The sequence below is a fragment of the Brasilonema bromeliae SPC951 genome (assembly GCF_012912135.1).
In the GTDB taxonomy this organism is placed as follows: Bacteria; Cyanobacteriota; Cyanobacteriia; order Cyanobacteriales; family Nostocaceae; genus Brasilonema; species Brasilonema bromeliae.
This window is the reverse complement of record NZ_QMEB01000105.1, coordinates 1-19,649: the sequence shown is the minus strand read 5'-3', so window position 1 is coordinate 19,649 and position 19,649 is coordinate 1. Positions and strand designations below refer to the sequence as shown.

At 42.6% G+C, this 19,649-nt stretch carries 24 protein-coding genes and 1 pseudogene; 17 read left to right on the top strand and 8 right to left on the bottom strand.

Going from position 1 to position 19,649, the window contains the following annotated elements; all coding sequences use genetic code 11:
- Positions 1–47: 47 nt before the first annotated feature.
- Positions 48–401: pseudogene (locus DP116_RS14665) on the top strand (IS1 family transposase); the annotation flags it as partial.
- A 668-nt stretch (positions 402–1,069) separates the two neighbouring features.
- On the opposite strand, the gene infC reads toward DP116_RS14665, so the two are convergent.
- A complete protein-coding gene (gene infC / locus DP116_RS14660; RefSeq protein WP_343038321.1) occupies positions 1,070–1,537 on the bottom strand; it encodes a translation initiation factor IF-3 in 468 nt (155 codons plus the stop codon).
- A gap of 468 nt (positions 1,538–2,005) precedes the next feature.
- Between infC and rbp the strand changes: the two genes are divergently transcribed.
- From rbp to DP116_RS14630, 5 genes are all read left to right on the top strand, one after another.
- Positions 2,006–2,311, top strand: coding sequence for an RNA-binding regulator (rbp, locus tag DP116_RS14655; RefSeq protein ID WP_169155888.1), 306 nt, complete (start codon positions 2,006–2,008; stop codon positions 2,309–2,311).
- A gap of 149 nt (positions 2,312–2,460) precedes the next feature.
- Positions 2,461–2,778 carry a P-II family nitrogen regulator gene (locus tag DP116_RS14650; protein ID WP_211173274.1) on the top strand — a complete coding sequence of 106 codons (318 nt, stop codon included), beginning with the start codon at positions 2,461–2,463 and terminating at the stop codon, positions 2,776–2,778.
- Positions 2,779–2,984: 206 nt separating this feature from the next.
- Complete coding sequence (locus DP116_RS14645) at positions 2,985–3,302, top strand: hypothetical protein (RefSeq protein ID WP_169155887.1); 318 nt, start codon at positions 2,985–2,987, stop codon at positions 3,300–3,302.
- Positions 3,303–3,378: 76 nt separating this feature from the next.
- Positions 3,379–3,648, top strand: coding sequence for a hypothetical protein (locus DP116_RS14640; RefSeq protein ID WP_169155886.1), 270 nt, complete (start codon positions 3,379–3,381; stop codon positions 3,646–3,648).
- 350 nt (positions 3,649–3,998) lie between these two features.
- Positions 3,999–5,225 (top strand): RNA-guided endonuclease InsQ/TnpB family protein, encoded by a 1,227-nt coding sequence (locus DP116_RS14630; RefSeq protein ID WP_169155885.1) that lies wholly within the window; start codon positions 3,999–4,001, stop codon positions 5,223–5,225.
- Between the two features lie 280 nt (positions 5,226–5,505).
- Here DP116_RS14630 and DP116_RS14625 read toward each other — a convergent pair whose 3' ends face one another.
- A complete protein-coding gene (locus tag DP116_RS14625; protein ID WP_169155884.1) occupies positions 5,506–5,709 on the bottom strand; it encodes a heavy-metal-associated domain-containing protein in 204 nt (67 codons plus the stop codon).
- A gap of 313 nt (positions 5,710–6,022) precedes the next feature.
- Here DP116_RS14625 and alaS point away from each other — a divergent pair, with 313 nt between their 5' ends.
- Positions 6,023–8,662, top strand: a complete 2,640-nt coding sequence (gene alaS, locus DP116_RS14620) for an alanine--tRNA ligase (protein ID WP_169155883.1) — start codon at positions 6,023–6,025, stop codon at positions 8,660–8,662.
- A gap of 110 nt (positions 8,663–8,772) precedes the next feature.
- On the opposite strand, the gene DP116_RS14615 is transcribed toward alaS, so the two are convergent.
- Complete coding sequence (locus DP116_RS14615; protein ID WP_169155882.1) at positions 8,773–9,036, bottom strand: hypothetical protein; 264 nt, start codon at positions 9,034–9,036, stop codon at positions 8,773–8,775.
- Between the two features lie 157 nt (positions 9,037–9,193).
- Between DP116_RS14615 and DP116_RS29315 the strand changes: the two genes are divergently transcribed.
- Positions 9,194–9,526 (top strand): type II toxin-antitoxin system Phd/YefM family antitoxin, encoded by a 333-nt coding sequence (locus tag DP116_RS29315; RefSeq protein WP_169155881.1) that lies wholly within the window; start codon positions 9,194–9,196, stop codon positions 9,524–9,526.
- A 58-nt stretch (positions 9,527–9,584) separates the two neighbouring features.
- On the opposite strand, the gene DP116_RS14605 is transcribed toward DP116_RS29315, so the two are convergent.
- Positions 9,585–9,959, bottom strand: a complete 375-nt coding sequence (locus DP116_RS14605; protein WP_169155880.1) for a DUF4870 domain-containing protein — start codon at positions 9,957–9,959, stop codon at positions 9,585–9,587.
- Positions 9,960–10,203: 244 nt separating this feature from the next.
- On the opposite strand from DP116_RS14605, the gene DP116_RS14600 reads away from it, so the two are divergent.
- From DP116_RS14600 to DP116_RS14590, 3 genes are all read left to right on the top strand, one after another.
- Positions 10,204–10,365: a hypothetical protein gene (locus tag DP116_RS14600; RefSeq protein WP_169155879.1), complete on the top strand. Its 162-nt coding sequence runs from the start codon at positions 10,204–10,206 to the stop codon at positions 10,363–10,365.
- An 11-nt stretch (positions 10,366–10,376) separates the two neighbouring features.
- Positions 10,377–11,264 (top strand): hypothetical protein, encoded by an 888-nt coding sequence (locus DP116_RS14595; RefSeq protein ID WP_169155878.1) that lies wholly within the window; start codon positions 10,377–10,379, stop codon positions 11,262–11,264.
- A gap of 71 nt (positions 11,265–11,335) precedes the next feature.
- On the top strand, positions 11,336–11,596 hold the full coding sequence (locus tag DP116_RS14590) for a hypothetical protein (RefSeq protein ID WP_169155877.1): 261 nt from the start codon (positions 11,336–11,338) through the stop codon (positions 11,594–11,596).
- A gap of 29 nt (positions 11,597–11,625) precedes the next feature.
- Here DP116_RS14590 and DP116_RS14585 read toward each other — a convergent pair whose 3' ends face one another.
- Positions 11,626–12,087 carry a nuclease A inhibitor family protein gene (locus tag DP116_RS14585; protein ID WP_169155876.1) on the bottom strand — a complete coding sequence of 154 codons (462 nt, stop codon included), beginning with the start codon at positions 12,085–12,087 and terminating at the stop codon, positions 11,626–11,628.
- A 16-nt stretch (positions 12,088–12,103) separates the two neighbouring features.
- On the opposite strand from DP116_RS14585, the gene DP116_RS14580 reads away from it, so the two are divergent.
- Positions 12,104–12,265 (top strand): protein-tyrosine phosphatase family protein, encoded by a 162-nt coding sequence (locus tag DP116_RS14580; protein WP_211173273.1) that lies wholly within the window; start codon positions 12,104–12,106, stop codon positions 12,263–12,265.
- Positions 12,266–12,439: 174 nt separating this feature from the next.
- On the opposite strand, the gene DP116_RS14575 is transcribed toward DP116_RS14580, so the two are convergent.
- Positions 12,440–12,604, bottom strand: coding sequence for a hypothetical protein (locus DP116_RS14575; RefSeq protein WP_169155875.1), 165 nt, complete (start codon positions 12,602–12,604; stop codon positions 12,440–12,442).
- 342 nt (positions 12,605–12,946) lie between these two features.
- Here DP116_RS14575 and DP116_RS14570 point away from each other — a divergent pair, with 342 nt between their 5' ends.
- Positions 12,947–13,999, top strand: coding sequence for a dipeptide epimerase (locus DP116_RS14570; protein WP_169155890.1), 1,053 nt, complete (start codon positions 12,947–12,949; stop codon positions 13,997–13,999).
- Positions 13,983–15,023 carry a DUF1611 domain-containing protein gene (locus tag DP116_RS14565; protein ID WP_169155874.1) on the top strand — a complete coding sequence of 347 codons (1,041 nt, stop codon included), beginning with the start codon at positions 13,983–13,985 and terminating at the stop codon, positions 15,021–15,023. Before DP116_RS14570 ends, DP116_RS14565 begins: the two co-directional genes overlap by 17 nt.
- 45 nt (positions 15,024–15,068) lie before the next feature.
- Here DP116_RS14565 and DP116_RS14560 read toward each other — a convergent pair whose 3' ends face one another.
- Positions 15,069–15,377 (bottom strand): DUF6464 family protein, encoded by a 309-nt coding sequence (locus DP116_RS14560; RefSeq protein WP_246275630.1) that lies wholly within the window; start codon positions 15,375–15,377, stop codon positions 15,069–15,071.
- Between the two features lie 321 nt (positions 15,378–15,698).
- On the opposite strand from DP116_RS14560, the gene DP116_RS14555 reads away from it, so the two are divergent.
- Complete coding sequence (locus DP116_RS14555; protein ID WP_169155889.1) at positions 15,699–16,880, top strand: aldo/keto reductase; 1,182 nt, start codon at positions 15,699–15,701, stop codon at positions 16,878–16,880.
- A 199-nt stretch (positions 16,881–17,079) separates the two neighbouring features.
- Positions 17,080–17,823: a superoxide dismutase gene (locus DP116_RS14550; RefSeq protein ID WP_169155872.1), complete on the top strand. Its 744-nt coding sequence runs from the start codon at positions 17,080–17,082 to the stop codon at positions 17,821–17,823.
- Between the two features lie 71 nt (positions 17,824–17,894).
- Here DP116_RS14550 and rsmG read toward each other — a convergent pair whose 3' ends face one another.
- Positions 17,895–18,668: a 16S rRNA (guanine(527)-N(7))-methyltransferase RsmG gene (rsmG, locus tag DP116_RS14545; RefSeq protein WP_169155871.1), complete on the bottom strand. Its 774-nt coding sequence runs from the start codon at positions 18,666–18,668 to the stop codon at positions 17,895–17,897.
- A 123-nt stretch (positions 18,669–18,791) separates the two neighbouring features.
- Here rsmG and DP116_RS14540 point away from each other — a divergent pair, with 123 nt between their 5' ends.
- A complete protein-coding gene (locus DP116_RS14540; protein WP_169155870.1) occupies positions 18,792–19,457 on the top strand; it encodes a glutathione S-transferase family protein in 666 nt (221 codons plus the stop codon).
- Positions 19,458–19,649 lie beyond the last annotated feature (192 nt).

Sequence of the window (19,649 nt, the reverse complement as noted above, 5' to 3'; positions counted from 1 at the left end):
TGCTTGCGAATAATGCTTACTTTACCTGACTTTGAGGCTTAACTGAACTGTATTGGATTATAAGTTGTTGGCATTCTTATTTTTATGTGACAGATGGTTACCCAGTTTACCCTTGTTTTATCAGTAATGAAGACCATATTGTGAGCCAGCGCGTTGCGGGGGTTCCCCCCGTTGAAGCGACTGGCGAACCCGTAAGGGTCAGCAAAACTTATATGACGAGAGTCGAAGGCGAAAATAGCCGTTTTAGGCATTATCTGGCTCGACTACATCGTAAAACTTTTTGTTACTCTAAGTCCGAGGAAATGCTGAAACTGTCTATTCGATTAGTAATATATTATCTCAAGCACGGTTCCGTGGCGCTGTGGGCGCATAGCGCCCACAAGCTTGAGGCGATCGCGTAATTCATACTTCAATTATGCAACGCCAATGGTTCAACTCATATCTGGCACCTCTCCGTAGAAAACCGTACAAACTAAAAATATACAAGGGTAAGCTACATTATTTTTATTGGCTTTTGTCGCTAAAATAAAGGACTTTTTGTTGAATTCTGAGTGATGAGATAACATCAATTTTTATTGGTGCAATCTGTGAATCAAGATAAGTGGACAACATTATAGACAAGCAAGATTTTTGCAAAATCTGTGGCACCTTAAACGCTACCTATTCCAATCAACTAGCTCTCCACTCACACAAGTAATCCCTCAGTGCGGAAACTTAGTGAACAACTTCTTAATAACTATCTGCACTTGCAGGAACCATCTCCCAGTAGTTCTGCAAGTACTCAAAGCTTGGATTCTCAAAGAAGTATCCCTGCCATCTTCAATTGTTCCATTCCTCAGGGTCATGCTTTCAAGCTTGCAACTATGGTTTTATGTGAAGCGTTAATATATTGCTAAGTCTCTAAAGCCCATCCCTGATCTGCATTAGCAAAACCCGTGTGATATAGCTTCTCCCACGCCCCTTGCGTTTGGTGCATTTAGTTACAGCACACGGTAGCATTACAGTAGCCAGCGTATCTAAGCAGTTCCTCTGGCTACTTGGATTGACTAAATATTCCTAAAAAATTAATTTAGGCAGGAATGACTTGAGCAACTAGTGAGCGTTTATCAAGCGACTGCACTTTACCCACTTGGCTCAGAGCAGTTACAATCCGCTCTAACATTTCTCCAGCCTGTTCACGATATTGATTTTCTCGTCCTCGTAAACGAATAACAAACTTTACTGAATCGCCTTTACTCAACCACTGACTTGCTTGCTCAATGCGTAAGTTGTAATCAGCCACACCCACGTTAGGACGCAGCCGAACTTCCTTTACCGTAGGTCTAGCACTCTGTCCCTGACGCTTTTTCTTTTGATATTGAAGCTTACCATAGTTAAGAATCTTCGCAACTGGAGCGTCTTTGCCCTCCGAGACTAGAACTAGGTCGAGCTCTAGGCTCTGTGCTAGCTGTAGAGCTTCATGTGTATCGGTCAGACCACGGTTATTATTCTCATGGTCAATCAAGAAGACTTGAGGCGACTTGATTTGCGAGTTAATGAGTTGCTTTTGAATGACGATAATGATTTCCTCTCAATTGTTCAATACTTTGCGAGTGCTAGTAATGCTAATGTAACACAAGACTAACTATAAATGATGATGTGGTGAAGTACCCTTGGACTTACTTCGTTGCAGGCTGAAGCTTCCAAGCAAAACAAAGAATAGGAAGGGTCTGATTCGTTTTTGGAGCTTTCCGTCTCAACCAGTGTCTACATCAAATTTAAACTCTAGAAATTATGCCTCCAAGGTGTGCCATATCATACCTAGCTATCAATTGCTTATGTAACTTTATATAACGATTTTTCCAACTTCCTCCCTAAAAGTTGTCTGCTATGTCATGATGGGAGGTGAGAGTTAATTCGGTTAACAGCGTTTGTTTTTAGTATTGACAGGTTTTTTGTTTTTGGTATTTACAAACTTTTCTCCGAAATTTAAATCTCTACACACTTATGATTTCGGAGACACTCTATGTCAGTTTATGTAGGCAATCTTTCTTACGAAGTTACAGAAGAAAGTCTGAATGCGGTTTTCGCAGAATATGGTTCTGTAAAGCGGGTTCAGCTACCTACTGACCGTGAAACAGGTCGTTTGCGCGGCTTTGGTTTTGTGGAAATGGGTACAGATGCTGAAGAAACAGCTGCCATTGAAGCTCTTGATGGTGCTGAGTGGATGGGACGTGACCTGAAAGTTAATAAGGCTAAGCCTAGAGAAGAAAGAGGTTCATTTGGTGGTGGTAATCGGGGGGGAAATAATAGCTTCCGTAACCGCTACTAAGCTTGATAGATTTAGCTCTTTGAGCTAACTCATTAATATAGCAAATTAATTTTATTTAGCAGTGGCTCAGGCAAGAATGCTTGAGCCTTTTTGATACAACATTTGGACTGCGGATAAAAACTTAAGCTTTAGAAGCCAAAACCTATTGTTTGGAGTTCTCCATAACAAACTTAGCCTTTGGTGTCGAACCTGCCGTCCTGATCACTATCATTGGTGAGACAGTACTCAAAGACCGTATTGTTAAGCTACTAAAAAGCCACAGTGTCAGCGGTTACACCATTAGTCAAGTACAAGGTGAGGGCGGGCATGGAAGACGCTTGGCAGATTTAGCAGGCTACAATACTAACATTGAAATCAAAACTATTGTTTCACCAGAAGTATCTGACACTATCTTTTGGGCACTGAAAGAGGAGCAGGGCAAGCACGCCTTAATCGTCTTCCGATACAATGTAGAAGCCTTCTATTGATTAGCCCTTTTTGATCAGTTTCGTTTTCTGAACCACCAACTTCTTAACGGTTCAAATTTTTAGTGGATCTTCACTTGGGTTGAATTTACAGAGTAGTTTCGGTTATCAACTTACAAATATTTGAAAGTCCAACAAATCTTTAGGATACAAGTACAAATATCCATAAAAATCTATATAAAATTTGGCAACTTAACCCAGGAAAATTAATGTTAGATTTCAACACGTTGACAGCATTCTCAAGCACTTACTGCATTGGCATTTGTGCCTTTCTCATTCCAGCCAACCTGATTTCTACCTTATCAACAATAATTCTCACATTATTGAGTCGTCCTGCTATTCAGATATGGCAAAGTGCTGGAATTGCTAGTTTCTTTGCTCTATTGATGATACTGCATGTATTTGCTTGGTTTATGATGGGAGTGGTTATGGCTCCCACATACATTTTATTGGTGCTAGGAAGCATCTGTTTGTTGGCCAATTTCATGACGATTCTCTCACACAGACGCTTTGCTTTCCGCACATAATTAAGAAAGATACCCTGTTCGCTTCTATATTAGGTCAGCGCCTGGCATCACTTAGCCACGAGGGGTTCAAGCGACAATGGACAAACCAATCCTGCAAAAAGATGGGACTACATTTGAGTTGGGAATGAATATACCGTGGTTCGTGGCGGTACATTTTCACCCTTTAGCTAAAGAGAAATATTCTTATGCGATTGCTATCCATAACGTATTAGAGTGCAACCCATTCCCCATCGCCGATTTTGACTCATGCCTGTTCGGCTGTTACGAAACAGCGTACCAAGCACTGAATGCCGGAGTTGAGGAAGCACAAAGGAGAGCATCTGACTTTGGCGAAAACATCAAATAATTAGGGAAATTCTTCAGCTATTTCGGACAGGAGCCTCCCGCTCTATCTGTACTCAGATGAGCGGTGAGAGGAATGTCCGGCGCGAGTCAAGGTACGTCCGTTGAGTCGATTTCACTGTTTGCGGGAAGAGTGAAACGGACAGTGCCTTGATTAGCAATCTCCGGGATTTTTAACGAGTCAATAAGCTCCTCAATCACTTGGGTCATTGTCTTATCAGCGTGAGCTGCATATAAGCGTACTTTATTGAGCCTACGTTCACTAATCCGTATTTTTAACTCTTTGTTTTTCATACGTTCCACCAATGTTCCCTCATTAATGTTAGCATAGATGTGTTAGGAGGTGAGGAACAAATGAGGACTGCATATCAGTACAAACTACGCCCAACAAAACAACAAGCAAGGGATATAGACAAATGGTTGTCTATGCTTTGCGCTCAATACAACTATCTGCTGGCGGACAGGTTTAATTGGTATGAACAAAATCGTTGTCCTGTCAACGCTTGTCCTCTTATTTGTTATCTCCCAGAGTTACGAGACAATCCAGATTATTATGGTCAAAAAAGAACGCTTCCAGAATTAAAGAAGACTCATCCTCATTACAAGGAAGTGTATTCGGATGTTCTGCAAGATGTCGTAGGAAGAGTTAAGAAAACTTTTGAACGCTTCTTAAGCGGCGACAGTAACGGTAAACGTAGTGGTAGACCTAGGTTTAAGTCTCGTGAACGTTATCGAACTTTTTCCTATCCCAGGATCAAGGAAAATTGCATTGTTGGTGGCAAGATCACTTTGCCAAAACTAGGCGCGATTAAGCTAATCTTGCATCGTTCTATCCCTGCTGGATTCAAGGTAAAAACTGTTTCTGTTACCAAAAAAGCAGATGGCTACTATGTGACTTTAAGCCTCGAAGACCTAACAGTTCCTACAGTTAAACCTGACATCAACCCTGATTCAATAACAGGGATTGACATGGGGTTGAAAGAATTTTTGACAACTTCTGAAGGTGAACCTGTCGCTATCCCCCAACATTACCGTAAAGCACAGAAACGTCTACGAGTTATCCAAAAAAGGGTATCGCGGCGTAAAAAAGGAAGTAATCGTAAACGTAAAGCAGTAAAACAGTTGGGCAAGCAACACAAGAAAGTTGCTGATAAACGCAAAGATTTCCACTTTAAAACAGCAAAACAACTGTTGTCAAAATATGATGTTGTCGTTCATGAAGACTTAAATGTTAAAGGACTTTCAAGGACGCGGCTAGCAAAATCTATGCATGACGCGGGATGGTCAAGTTTCCTGTCAATACTATCAAACAAAGCCGAAAATGCTGGTTTGTTGGTAATAGCTGTAAATCCTAAGAATACGTCACAAGATTGTTCTAGTTGCGGCGTCAAGGTTCCTAAGAAGCTGCATGAAAGATGGCATTCCTGCCAATGTGGTTGTAGTCTTGACCGCGACCATAATGCTGCAATAAATATAAGAAATAGAGCGCTGGGGCATCGCGTTCTTAAAGCTCAGTTAATGTCCGACGGGATACCGGGAGTCGCTGAGAAGCCTACACTGTACTGTACTCAGTCAGTGTAGGAGTATGTCACGGAAGAAATCTGATCACCGTAAGCAGGGGCTTCGGGATTCCCACTCCGTGGGGATGAATGAGGTTCCCTGTGGAGATAAGGAGTAGGGGGAGACCCCACGGCAGGTACTGTACTCTCCAGACAGAAGTTTCCTCCCCAACCTACTAGCACGTCTAACTTAAAATCTTGGGTTGAGGATAGCTAGGATGAGAGTTTTTGCAAGCTTGTTTACCCAATATTTTAGTCTGGATGCGCTACTACATATCTGTCGCATTCTTTTGTCAGAGCAGTTATTGATAACCTTCAATATGGTAACCGGCTGCAACAATACTCTGTTTGATAGACTCTTCAGAAGCTTTAGATTCTACAGTCACAGTTTTCGCTTCCACATCCACATCCACTTTGGCGTCGGGTTCCATTGTATGGATGGACTCGGTAATAGTTGTTGCACAGTCTTGACAAGAAATATTTGGTACAGTTAGTTTTAACGCCATAATTTACCTCTTTTAGGGAATTTTGATTTTTTTCTCAGCTTTGATTGTAATCATCGTCAGCGCGATCGCTCATCCTACTAAAGTTAGGTGACTGTGACACGACACAATACCTACATAAGCTGCGCTTTTGGCAAAGGTTAGTGGTCGTAAACTGAAACAAAATGCAAAAATATATAAACGTACTTAATGAGTGCTGAGTAGAATCAAGACAATTAGGAGAAAATAAATCAAGATTTTCTCAGAACTTATAATTTATTGCTCAAGACTCGGAACTCAGAAACTTTATTAGTTGACACTATTTTTGTAAATACCCATGTCTTTTCATCCCCAATACAAGAGCGGAAACGAGATTCGCGCCTTATTCCTTGACTTCTACGCCCAACGGGGACACCAAATTCTCCCGAGTGCTTCCCTCGTTCCAGAAGATCCAACCGTACTGCTGACGATCGCGGGGATGGTACCATTTAAACCCATCTTCCTAGGACAGCGGACACCAGAATTCAAGCGGGCGACGACTTCCCAAAAATGCATCCGCACCAATGATATCGAAAATGTCGGACGCACCAAACGGCATCACACGTTCTTTGAGATGTTGGGGAACTTCAGCTTTGGGGACTATTTCAAAGAACAAGCCATAGCTTGGGGTTGGGAGTTGTCAACAAAAGTCTTTGGCTTACCACCAGAACAACTCGTTGTTAGTGTCTTTGAGGAAGATGACGAAGCTTTTGGAATCTGGCGCGACAAAATTGGTGTTCCGGAAGCCAGAATTAAACGTTTGAGGGAAGACAACTTTTGGGCAATGGGTTCTACTGGTCCTTGTGGTCCCTGCTCAGAAATATACTATGATTTCCACCCCGAACGTGGCGATGACAACATAGATTTAGAAGACGACACCCGATTTATTGAGGTTTATAACCTCGTCTTCATGCAATACAACCGAGATGCTGAAGGGAACCTAACACCACTGGCGAACAAGAACATCGACACCGGGATGGGTTTGGAGAGGATGGCGCAAGTTCTCCAAGGAGTTCCCAACAACTACGAAACTGATTTGGTTTTCCCGATTATCAAAACAGCAGCAGAAATTGCTGGGATAGATTACACCAAAGCTGACGAGAAAACCAAAGTCTCCTTAAAAGTGATTGGAGATCATATTCGTGCAGTCGTTCACATGATAGCCGATGAAATCCGCGCTTCAAACGTGGGACGAGGTTATATTCTGCGCCGCCTGATTCGTCGGGTTGTCCGTCATGGAAGATTGATTGGAATTGGTGGAGAGTTTACTACCCAAGTTGCTGAGACTGCGATCGCCCTCTCCGAATCAGCTTACCCCAACGTCCGGCAAAGAGAAAACGCCATCAAAGCAGAACTGCAACGAGAAGAGTCTCGCTTCCTGAAAACTTTGGAACGCGGTGAAGAACTGCTTGCAGAAATTATCCAACAGGTGCAAAGCAAAGGCGCAACCCAAATTAGTGGGGAAAGTGCTTTCACCTTGTACGATACTTACGGTTTCCCTCTAGAACTGACTCAAGAAATTGCTGCTGAAAATAACCTCACGGTTGATGAGGCGGGTTTTGATGTCGAAATGCAAAAGCAAGTAGAACGCGCCAAGGAAGCACACAAAACAATCGACTTAACGGTGCAAGGTTCTCTGGACAAGCTAGCAGAAGATATCCAAGCGACAGAATTTATCGGATACACCCAACCTGTCGCGACATCCAAAGTCGAAGTGTTGTTGATTGGTGGCGTCTCCCAAGAAGAAGCAGAAACCGGAACAGACGTGCAAATTGTCCTCGACCAAACTCCATTTTATGCAGAGTCGGGGGGACAAATTGGCGATCGCGGTTATCTCTCTGGTGATGGTGTCCTCGTGACAATTCACGATGTGAAAAAAGAATCTGATTTCTTTGTGCACTTCGGACGCATCGAACGCGGTACAATCCGAGTAGGAGATGCTGTGACCGCGCAAATTGATAAAGCTTGTCGTCGTCGTCTCCAAGCGAACCACACCGCAACTCACCTACTGCAAGCAGCGTTGAAAAAAATTGTTGATGACTCCATATCGCAAGCAGGTTCCCTCGTTTCATTTGACAGGTTGCGGTTTGACTTCAACTGTCCGCGTCCTTTAACACCAGATGAAATACACCAAGTTGAGGAACTGGTGAACTCTTGGATAGCCCAAGCACATTCTGCCAAAGTGGAAATTTTGCCTCTAGCAGAAGCAAAAGCCAGAGGTGCTGTCGCTATGTTCGGGGAAAAATACGGCGAAGAAGTGCGCGTGATTGACTTTCCTGGTGTATCGATGGAACTGTGTGGTGGGACGCACGTAAGTAATACTGCGGAGATAGGCGTTTTCAAAATTATCTCTGAAGCTGGTGTGGCGTCAGGAGTCCGGCGGATTGAAGCTGTGTCTGGTGCTGCGATACTAGATTACCTGAATGTACGGGATAAAGTCGTGAAAGATTTGAGCGATCGCTTCAAAGTAAGACCCGAAGAACTCCCCGACAGAATTACAACTCTGCAAAACGAACTTAGAACCAGCCAGAAGGAATTAGAAACTCTTAAGTCACAGCTTGCGATCGCCAAATCAGATAGTTTGCTGCAAACAGTCGAGTCCATCGGCGATTATAAAATTCTCATCGCCAAAATGGAAGACGTTGATCCAGAGTCCTTAAAAACTGTAGCCGAACGCTTGCTGCAAAAACTTGGCAATGGTGCGGTGGTGCTGGGTTCTGTTCCAGAAGAAGGGAAAGTCAGCTTAGTTGCGGCTTTTAGTTCAGAAGTGAACAAGAAAGGGTTGCAAGCAGGGAAATTTGTGGGTGCGATCGCCAAAATTTGTGGCGGTGGTGGCGGCGGACGTCCGAATCTTGCACAAGCAGGCGGACGCGATGCGAGTAAATTACCAGAGGCGTTGGAACAAGCGCGGAGTGAGTTGCGATCGGCTTTGGGTTAATTGTATTTTCTTGTAGGGCAGGCATCTTGCCTGCCTAAAAACTTTGAATAAATTTGTAGGCTGGGTTAGGTAAGCATTGGAACAGAAAACCCCGTATACGTCTGTTAACACTACGACAATAACTGCAACAAAGACTCCAATGTGTTGTAGCCCCATTTGAGTGTCATTAACCCGGAGATGATTGTCAGTCCCAAACAGAATATAATGCCATTGGTTAGCGGTATGGGATTGTCAAAAAAATAGGCATAGCTACCCCAATTTAATGCAGCAATTATCAGTCCGACTGCCGCCCCAGCACTAAAGCGCTTAAGCAACGTGGTAGGACTTTCTACTTTTGATTTGGGTTGGTTTAGTTCGTGTGGTGATGGTTCCATAAGAAACTTTTGACTTTTTAAATAACAGTGTTGGGCAATATTTCCCAATTTAGTCTAAATTACTGAGTAAGTGCTTCACCCTTGTGGGTAGGTACTTTATACTAAAATTGGCTTAAGGAATGTACTATCTCTACACCACTACGCCGAAGTACAAAGGATGCAGAGAGTCACAGTTGACGATATCAAACGAGATCCCTTAAAGTACCTTAATCAAGTTCAAGCAGGTAAAAGCTTTGTCATTGTCCAAGCAGACAAAGCAATTGCCGAACTAAAACCAATTACAAATACTAACAAGCAATTACGACCATTTGGTTTGTGTGCTGGAGAATTTACAGTACCTGATGATTTTGATGAACCTTTGCCCGAAGACAGCTTGCGGGGCTACTATGTACACACATCTTGCTCAAAACCTCACCCTGCCCTGTCGGGCAGGGTGAGGTTCCGATGTGTCGTAGGCTTGGGGAGAGTAGTCTACGCATCCAAAAAATAAAAAGGGATTTTTATCTCAATCCCTTTTCCAAAAAAAACTTTATCTTAAGTCAATATAATTAGAAAACTCGAAAAATAAATGGATAACGAAACGGTTCATCAGGGTTGGTGAAACAGTGGAACAGCGCCCAAATTGTCAGTCCCCAGTGCAGTAAAAAGCCAAAAGCAACAACGGGGAAGAACAAAATTCCGCCAAGACCGAATGTGAGAAAAGATAAAATCCCGATTGGAACTCCAATTAGTATTGCCCAAAACCAAACATTAAAGTGAAAATTAATAGATTCTTTAGCGTTGCTTTTAACAACCGGATCGTCAGAAATTAAGTTAATTATAATTGGAACACCAATCGAAAATAATGCTGTACTAAAAAAAATCGCCCCATGACACAGAGATGATAGCAATTTGCGCTTATCAGAATCGTATGTAACTTGCATCGTTGGTGGCTCCTCAATTCGCTTTCTTGTTTTGATTTTAACGATTACCTAATAGATTTCGCATTACAGGTTACCGTACTTAGAAAGCTTTTACGCTTTTCCTTAGCTACAGCTTAACTTTGAGTGCAACTCATCAACTATAGGTTATGAGGTTTTCCGAACCCTTACATTCGTAGAAGAAAAGTTAAGATCTAACAGGCGTGGATGCGCTCATTACTTCAAAGTCACTCCGAGGTGCTATGACATGGAGTGTCCGGCGAAGCCGATTCTCCTTTCTGGAGTCGCGCAAGGTGGGATGGTGGGGAGTATCCGCCGTAGGCGATCGCCATCGCACTTTTGGTTAGCCGCGCCGCGCGCCTATCGTTCAGACACATTCTCTATCCTGAGTAACCAAAAAACAATTTAAGAGGTCTATTTGTGAGCAAATCAATTTCTAAATTAGTTGATGAACTACCAAGCAGCAATTTGACCGTTTCTGCATTGCGCGCGCTCGATTTTATTGCTCCCGGTGAGTGGCAAAATGTGGTTGGCTTTGTTAATACCATCAAAACTGTAACTGGCGAAACCGACGAAAGGCTGATTCAACAAATTGGCGAACGAGCCGTTTATCTGTACAACGATCGCTCTCAAGGATATCAACGAGCCATGTGGCTTTATCAGACCGTTGAACGCACAGATAAAGCACTTGGTGCAGCTGCTTTAGCAAACAAAGTGGGTGAGAAAGTTCCCCTTTTGGGTTTTTTAAACCGACTCACTCCCAAAGCTGATAAAGCACAAACCATAGATTTGTGCTTAAAACTAGTTGTTGAGTTAGTAGCTTTCTGCCAAATTAACGGTATTCCCGGAAACAGTATTGGGGATTTTGTCAAGTCTTTGGGTGAATACAGCGGTGAGTCGTTCATCCGCATGGCTGCATTAGTTTGCTTTGATGGTTTGATACCCCTAGGTCCAGACTTCATTAACCGCGCACTATCTAGAATTAATCAGATAAGTCCTCAGGAGTTAGAGCAAAACTCGACCTTTGCGAATATCAAAGCAGAAATTCCAGGTAACAATTCCAGTAGCAAACTCAACTTTATTGGCGAAAGCTTCAATTCAGTGAGTGGTTGGATGACTAGTCTAATTACTTCAAAGCATTTGACACCACAAAAGGTCGTCAACCACTTGCAAAGTTTTGTCGATGTTGCTGATGATAAGCTAGACTTCGTTGCTGCGTTGCTGGATATATCAACGAATTACTACGAGCATACAGGTACACAAACTTTAGCACGTCGATTGATAGAGCGAGCAGCGGCTGAAATTTAAGCCAGGTAAATCTGGGTGCTAGCCCCAGCAAGTGTTGGATCATAAATCATTATTAACAAAGGTAGTTAACAATGGGCAGACTCAATCCTTACACTCTACAGATGGAACTTACCCGGATGTTTGAGAACGGGCAATCATTTTTCGCGACAACAAAAGTGCATGATTGGTTAAAAGAACGTCATCATAATCCTGCAGATTACGATATTATTTTTCATCAAAAACCAGCACCTCCTGGTTCTAAATCAGTTATGGTTGTTGAAGTTGAATTGCGTCGTAAAGATGGAGAACCTGTTGACCCGTGGTTGCAAGAACAAGCCAATCTTCATGCATGATAACGAAGAATACGTTACTGATGATTTCGTTACGTATAAATTCCGATTGTTGACAATCCCAATATGTTGCCTGATGGAGACTTGCCAATCAGATATAAATGTATCTCTGATTGATTTCCACCAACATCAAAGTATTGAATATCAGTCAGATTGGCTTTGAGCAAGTCAGCCAATTTTTGACATTTTACTAGGCAGCTTTTGTATTCTTTTTCACTTTCCTCATCACTCGATTCGGAAATGTATTGCTTATATTGCCTGAATAACTTGGCAAAAAACTTATCTCCTTCTTGGACTGTGACTACAGTATCAGGGGGTTTGTTTGTCAATTGCAACAGTTTCTCCGGGCTAATTGTGCTAGTTTCCCAAAAGACGACTTCTAATGGATAGTCTGATTCGCTAGACCACAAAATTCCCTCCGTGCTCTCTTTTAGTTTTTCCAAAAGTTGCTGCTCAGAAAATCTCTCTGGTTGAAAACTATCAGTAAGCGACATCTTATCAGTAAATATTATGGATAATAAAATTGAAGACATTTATAACTATATAAAAATATCAGATTTGATTGCCACTTCCGGACAACCAACAATACAAGAATTTTCAGCAATTCAACAAACAGGATATCAAATCGTTTTTTTTAGAAGAGGAATAGGCTCAAGAGTCACCTTTTTGTGAGGGCGATAGCTTCGCTGCTGCGCGGAGCGCAGATCGCTACCCCAACAACCCCAGCGATAAAGTCTTCGGCGCGTTTTTATCCTTGTCTTTTTTGAATTTAGATCCTTCGTCTAAATCCCCCACTGATTGAATTTTGAATTCTGACTTCTTCTTCAATGTTTGAGTGATCGCGACTCACCAGCCTGAGGGTATGGGAATACACTCATCTACCCTGAACCATCGCTTTTTACCACGCGGTAACTTCACTAACACACTACCGGGTTTCCACCAGGGCGAAGGAATAACCAGACCGTTACGACCGTTGGGGAGTTTAACAACTGTACCTGGAACGATAGTCATAGGAATTTCTAAAAAATGAGAGATATCAAAGCAAATCAAAAAAGTATTCTTTTAGAGCTATATCAATCTCGCTTCTAACTCACAAAAAGGTTGCAGGTATGACTACCCGCAACAGACTTGATTAGAAGTACGGAGAAAATTTTGTTAAGAGAATCTAAAGAATGATCAAAGTCTAGCTAATTCTTTATGTTCGTTTTAATAATTGAAATATTTATTTACATAAAGCTGAATATAAGTAACGCTTTTCTTTAAGCATGAGTCGTGGCACAACGGCACAAACGCTGTAGTATAAGCTTTGATTTGTTGAAAGTCAGCGGTTCTACCGCAATATTAAGCGTAATTATGCAAATCAAAGTAGAAATATTTACTGTCAATAAGCGTTTTCCTTTGACCATTAGTCGTGGTACAACGGCACAAACCACGAATATATGGGTGAGAATTTTGCACGATGGTATCGAAGGTTGGGGGGAAGCATCGCCGTTCAATGTAGGCACTCATCCGCAGTCAACTGAGATTATAAAAGATGCTTTGCTGCAAGTAGCGCCCTGTTTCCAAGCATTTAGTCCATTGCAACGACAAGAAATTGAGCAAATATTAAGAAAAGCTTTACTACCTTCATCTGCTGTCGCAGCGCTGGATATGGCAATGCACGACTGGTTGGGAAAGCGTGTGGGGCTACCCTTGTGGCAAATTTGGGGACTCAATCGCGATGCCATAGTGCCGACTTCAGTCACAATTGGTATCAATTCGCCAGAAGGCGCAAGAGCAAGGGCGCGAGATTGGCTCGCGTTCACGAATGTCCGTGTTTTCAAGGTAAAGTTAGGTAGTCCGGATGGTATTGACGCAGACCGAAAAATGTTAATAGCAGTGCGAGAAGAAGCAGCAGCTAGAGACTTGTACGTTGATGCAAACGGGGGTTGGAGTTTGGAAGATGCAGTATTTATGTGCAATTGGCTTGCTGATATCGGTGTAAAGTATGTAGAGCAGCCACTGCCAAAAGGGCAGGAAGAACATTTAGCCGAACTAAAAAGGCTAATTCCTTTACCTATTTTTGTTGATGAAAGTTGCTTTAACAGCTCCGATATTCCCAAATTGGCAAGCTGTGTAGATGGGATTAATATCAAACTTATGAAATCAGGGGGTTTAACTGAGGCAATGCGAATGGTACATACGGCACGGGCATATAAGTTGCAAGTGATGTTCGGTTGCTATTCTGACAGTACGCTAGCGAATACAGCAGCAGCACAACTTGCGCCATTAGCTGACTATCTCGACTTAGATAGTCACTTAAATTTAACAGATGACCCTTTTACAGGTGCATACATGCACGAGGGGAAAATTTTACCAAACGATTTACCAGGGTTGGGGGTACAAAATAGTGCGTCTGGCGCTTAATCAACGAGTAGCTGTCCTACTACATAACGAACTTCTGGGACGTCATGGCAAAACTGGGCTGTCAATTTTACGCTACAGTGAAGCCCCAATTGTCGCAGTGATTGACCGCGAATATGCAGGCAAATCTTTAACTGAGTTAACGGGTATCAAGCGTGATGTGCCAATAGTGGCATCAGTTGCAGCAGCGCTAGAATATCAGCCTCAGGTTTTGGTTATTGGCATTGCCCCTAAAGGAGGTGTTTTGCCAGATGATTATTGGCATGAACTTAAGAACGCTTTATCAGCGGGAATGTCAATAGTCAACGGTTTGCACACGCCATTGGCAAGTATGCCAGACTTAAAAGCATTGCTGAAACCAGGGCAAGTGATTTGGGATGTAAGGAAAGAACCACCTAACTTAGATGTTGCTAGCGGTTTGGCACGTAATTTAGCATGTCAGCGAGTTTTGACTGTAGGTACTGACATGTCAGTGGGCAAAATGTCAACCAGTTTGGAGTTACATTGGGCGTCACGCCTGCGGGGTTTGCGTTCTAAATTTATTGCCACAGGTCAAACTGGTTTGATGTTAGAAGGGGATGGTGTGCCATTGGATGCAGTCAGGGTTGACTTTGCCGCTGGTGCTGTGGAACAGGTGGTCATGCGCTATGGTAAAAACTACGACATTTTGCATATTGAAGGACAAGGTTCCTTACTGCACCCCGGTTCGACTGCAACGCTACCCTTAATCAGAGGATCGCAACCAACGCAGATGATACTCGTCCATCGTGCTGGACAAACTGAGGTGCTTAATGGTGTACCCATTCCGCCTTTATCAGAAGTCGTAAAACTTTATGAAACTGTTGCCCGTGCAGGTGGTGCATTTGCATCTGTACCTGTTGTTGGCATATCTTTGAACACGAAGGATTTAGATGAATCACAAGCATTGGATGCTGTCGCGAAAACTGAAACAGAAACTGGAATACCCTGTACAGATCCAATACGATTTGGTGTTGATAAGTTGTTAAATGCACTGATGCAAGGTTGAAGTCTATCAGGGCGGGAAAACCCGTCTTTGATACTTCACCACTGACTACATCAACTCAGATGAGCTTTTTTCTCTAGAAACAGTTTCCGTTGCTTGATATAACCGACAACCTTCACATGGTCCGGTGGGATTGACAGCACAGCGCAAGTAACCAGAACGAGCATTAAATTTGCAGCTGATGTCGCCCACAAGGTAACCGACTCCTTCGAGATAATAGCGATCGCCCATAAAGGCACTACGTTCTGTACAATCACTATCATTACTGACCCTATTTTGTTGCACTCGCCCTACAGGATAAATAGTAGCAGCGGCTCGTCTAAACCGTGAACGTGTTCTAGCCTCGGTTTTACGCATCAACCACAGGGATAATAGGGACGGTAAGAAACCAATGGCGATAACCAAAAGTGTCTTCACTTCAACACCTTCTTTTAATCTCTTTTGTGCGCTTATAGTCTGGTGTTATATCCTCACATATTAGGGAGAGTACAACCCGTGGAAAATTTTGTGTGGAAGAAACCTAACACTCAAAAAAGTGTTGTGTTAGCCGCCACTTTTACCAGCATAACCGTTGTAACTCAAACCGTGGGCTTAGGTTAAAGTAGGTTTAAACTTAAATATCGCCTTCGGATTTTCCGTAGCTGTAATTCTTTTTTGATTTCGCTCATGAATCCACTGATGTTATACAGACGATTTGGACGCACAGAATTAAAAATGCCTGTTTTTTCCTGCGGTGGCATGAGATACCAGTATAAATGGCAGGATGTCCCGCAGTCGCAAATACCTGCTGATAACCAGAAAAATCTAGAAGCAACGATTCGACGGGCTGTTGAATTAGGAATTAATCACATTGAAACTGCCCGTGGTTATGGTAGTTCAGAAATGCAGTTGGGGAGAATTTTACCAACGTTTCCCCGCGAAGAGTTAATTGTTCAAACGAAAATTGGTCCTCAGGAAGATCCAAAAGAATTTCAGCATGATTTTGAAACCTCACTACGAAATCTTCAGTTAGATTATGTTGACTTGCTTGGAATACATGGCATCAATAATGCTGAGTTTTTAAACTATACTATCCGTCCTGGCGGCTGTTTGGAGGTAGCAAAAAAACTTCAGGCACAAGGAAAAGTCAGGTTTATCGGCTTTTCCACACATGGATCAACAGATATCATTATTCAAAGCATTCATACTAATCAATTTGATTACGTCAATTTGCATTGGTATTACATCAATCAAGTAAATTGGGCTGCTATTGAAGCAGCAAATAGCCAAGATATGGGTGTATTTATTATTAGTCCATCTGATAAAGGAGGGATGCTATATAAACCACCACAAAAATTAATTAATCTTTGCACTCCTTTGAGTCCGATGGTTTTTAATGATTTGTTTTGTCTAAGTCACTCTCAGGTACATACTCTGAGTCTGGGGGCTGCAAAACCACAAGATTTTGACGAACACCTGAAAACTTTAGATTTGTTGGAGAATGCATCTGAAATTTTGTCACCAATTTTGACACGCCTAGAGGAAGAAGCTATTGCTACCTTGGGGGAAGACTGGGTGAAAACTTGGCACCTCAATTTACCCACTTTTGAGGAAACACCTGATGAGATAAATATTCCAGTGATTTTATGGTTAAGAAATTTGGCGATCGCCTACGACTTACTAGAATATGCCAAAATGCGCTACAACCTACTTGGCAATGCGAGTCATTGGTTTCCTGGTAACAAAGCAGACGAGGTACATACACTAGACTTGCAACAATGTCTTAGTTACAGTCCTCATGCTGACAAAATTCCTCGCCTTCTTGCACAAGCACATCAGATGTTAGCAGGTGAAGCTGTGCAGCGGTTATCGCAAAGTTAAAGGTGCAAAAAGTACTTTTGGACACAAGCAGCAGTATTTATAATGATAAAAGCATTTTTTAAGACTATTAAAATTCAGTATTAAGAATTGACACGTGTTTGGGTCTACTTATGGTTAAAATTGAAAATCGATATAGTTTTTAGTCTAAATTTCAGAAAATAACAACTGAAGATAACATTTTTCTGCCACAGTCACTATTATGGCTATTGCTCGTCGTCATTTCTTAGTTTTACTCGGGGCTAGTGCGGGTGCTTTTACTTTAGACGCTTGTGCTTTAGCACAAAATGCGCCAAGCCAAAACAAACCAAGTCCCGGCAAAACAGGGGCTATCCAGCTACCTGCGTTACCGTATGCCTACGAGGCGCTTGAACCACACATAGACGCCGCAACAATGCGGTTTCATCATGATAAACACCATGCGACTTACGTAAAAAACTTAAACGCAGCATTAGACAAAAATCCAGAACTCAAAAGCAGAACTGTTGAACAGCTGCTGCGTGACCTTAACAGTGTGCCAGAAGATATTCGTAAAACAGTACGCAATAATGGTGGTGGTCATGTGAACCACTCGATGTTTTGGAGAATCATGAAGCCGAAGGGTGGTGGAGAACCTAGAGGACCGATCGCAGACGCAATCAAACAAAACTTCGGCAATTTTGCTGCCTTTAAAAAGCAGTTTAACGAAGCTGGTGCAAGTCAATTTGGCAGTGGATGGGTTTGGCTAGTCCGCAGCAAAGATGGAAAGCTTGCAGTCGCAACCACAGCCAATCAGGACAGTCCCCTTAGTGAAGGTAACTACCCAATTATGGGCAATGACGTGTGGGAACACGCATACTACCTCAAGTACCAGAACCGCCGCGCTGATTACTTGAGTGCTTGGTGGAATGTCTTGAACTGGGAGGAAATTAATAGACGGTTTGTAGAGGGGGGTAAAGCGGCGTAGGGGATAAGGGAGAGAGGGAGAGAAAGAGGGAATTTTTCTTTACTCTCCCTTTCCTTTAGTCCCTCACTTTTCTAAAGCGGCTTTTGGGTAGGAACACCAACAGGACGGGGAAAGTGGACTGGTGTAGTTGCTACCTTCCGCAGGTAAAGACAGTGACGAATGCTTCCACTTAAGGGAGTTGTAAATTTGTCAACTAATTCAATAATGCCACCCAACTGGTCAACGGCATTTTCTAGAACTTTTGTTTCTTCTTCTGTCCAATTTCCCCGGTAGATTACAGCTAAACCATCCTGTTTAAGTAACGGCAGGGCATATTCAGCACACACAGAAGCTGTCCCTATAGCGCGAATGAGGGCGACATCGTAATTTTGTCGGTGCTGGGGTTGTTGACCGACTTCTTCTGCTCTACCAGTCAAAGTTTTAACGTTAGTCAAATCAAGCGCAGCCTTTGTTTCTTCAAGAAAAGCAATTTTTTTTCTTGTTGAATCAAGTAGATTTACAATACTATTAGCTACAGCGATCGCAACCGGAATTCCCGGAAAACCCGCACCCGTACCGATATCTATAAAAGATAGAGAAGTTGGAGGAGTAGGGGCACAAATTACATCCTCATCTCCCCCATCTCTTAATAGAGGGGCTATTCCTCGTAGAGAATCCCAAAGATGCTTTTCCCAAAACTCTTGAGGATCGGTAATGCGAGTTAGATTAAGCTGGCTGTTACCCTGTAGTATGAATTCGTAAAGCTGTTGGAATTGCACTTGCTGTTGGACAGTAGGAGTCCATTGGAGAGTTTCCTGCCAAATATTTGCCATATCCGGCAAAGAAGGCAATTTTAAGTTGTTCACAGTAACACAAATAGCTTTGAATTGTATTCCAAGTTTTCTTTGTTTGTTGTTAGAGTCATTCCATTGAGTGTAGGGTATAGGGTGACAATGCCCACCCTATTTATAAAACTGTAAGTTTTTTCTATGTTGAAGCTGTATCACGATCCGATTTCTCCAAATTCGCGCCGTGTCTGGATTACTCTGTTGGAGAAAGAACTTGAGTTTGAATTGGTGGAGGTGAAACTGGATGGCGAACAGTTTCAACCAGAATATCTGGCGCTTAACCCCTTCCACCATATTCCAGTTTTGGTAGACGATGGCTTTAAGATAGTGGAATCTTTGGCAATTTTAGATTATTTAGAGGCGAAGTACCCTAAGCCTGCGATGTTGCCAACTGATGCGAAGGATTTGGCGATCGCCCGAATGGCACAACTCGTCACCGTGAATGAGTTATTGCCTGCTATATCTCCACTATTTCCGATGATGTTAGGCTTAGGAGAAGGAAATCCCGAAAAAATTGAGCAGGCAAAACAGAAAGCGTCAACGGTACTGAAGTTTTTTGAGAATTTATTAGATGAACGCCCTTACTTTGGTAGTCAAAACCTAACTTTAGCCGAGGTTGTGGCTGGAACTGTAGTACCTTGGTTGCCGAGAGGAAGTGTGTCCTTGAGTGATTATCCAAAATTAAGTGCTTGGTGCGATCGCTTGATGGTACGTCCAGCGTGGCAAACTACTGAAGCTACACCAGAGATGATCGAAGCGTTTAAGTCTCGCATGGCGGCAAGAATGGCGCAGACACCTATAAGCTAGTATAAAATTGCATTCGTTACCCGATGACTATAACGGTTCTTAATTGAATCAAATTACGGTTCTCCTATCTTGTGGGATGGGATTAGCGCCTGTCTTATATCCGGGAAGCTAAGAAGCCCACTCCACAAGATTTGTCTTACACTCAAGCCGAAAACCGCTATAGACAAGAGGTCTAGTTTTCTAGAAGACTAA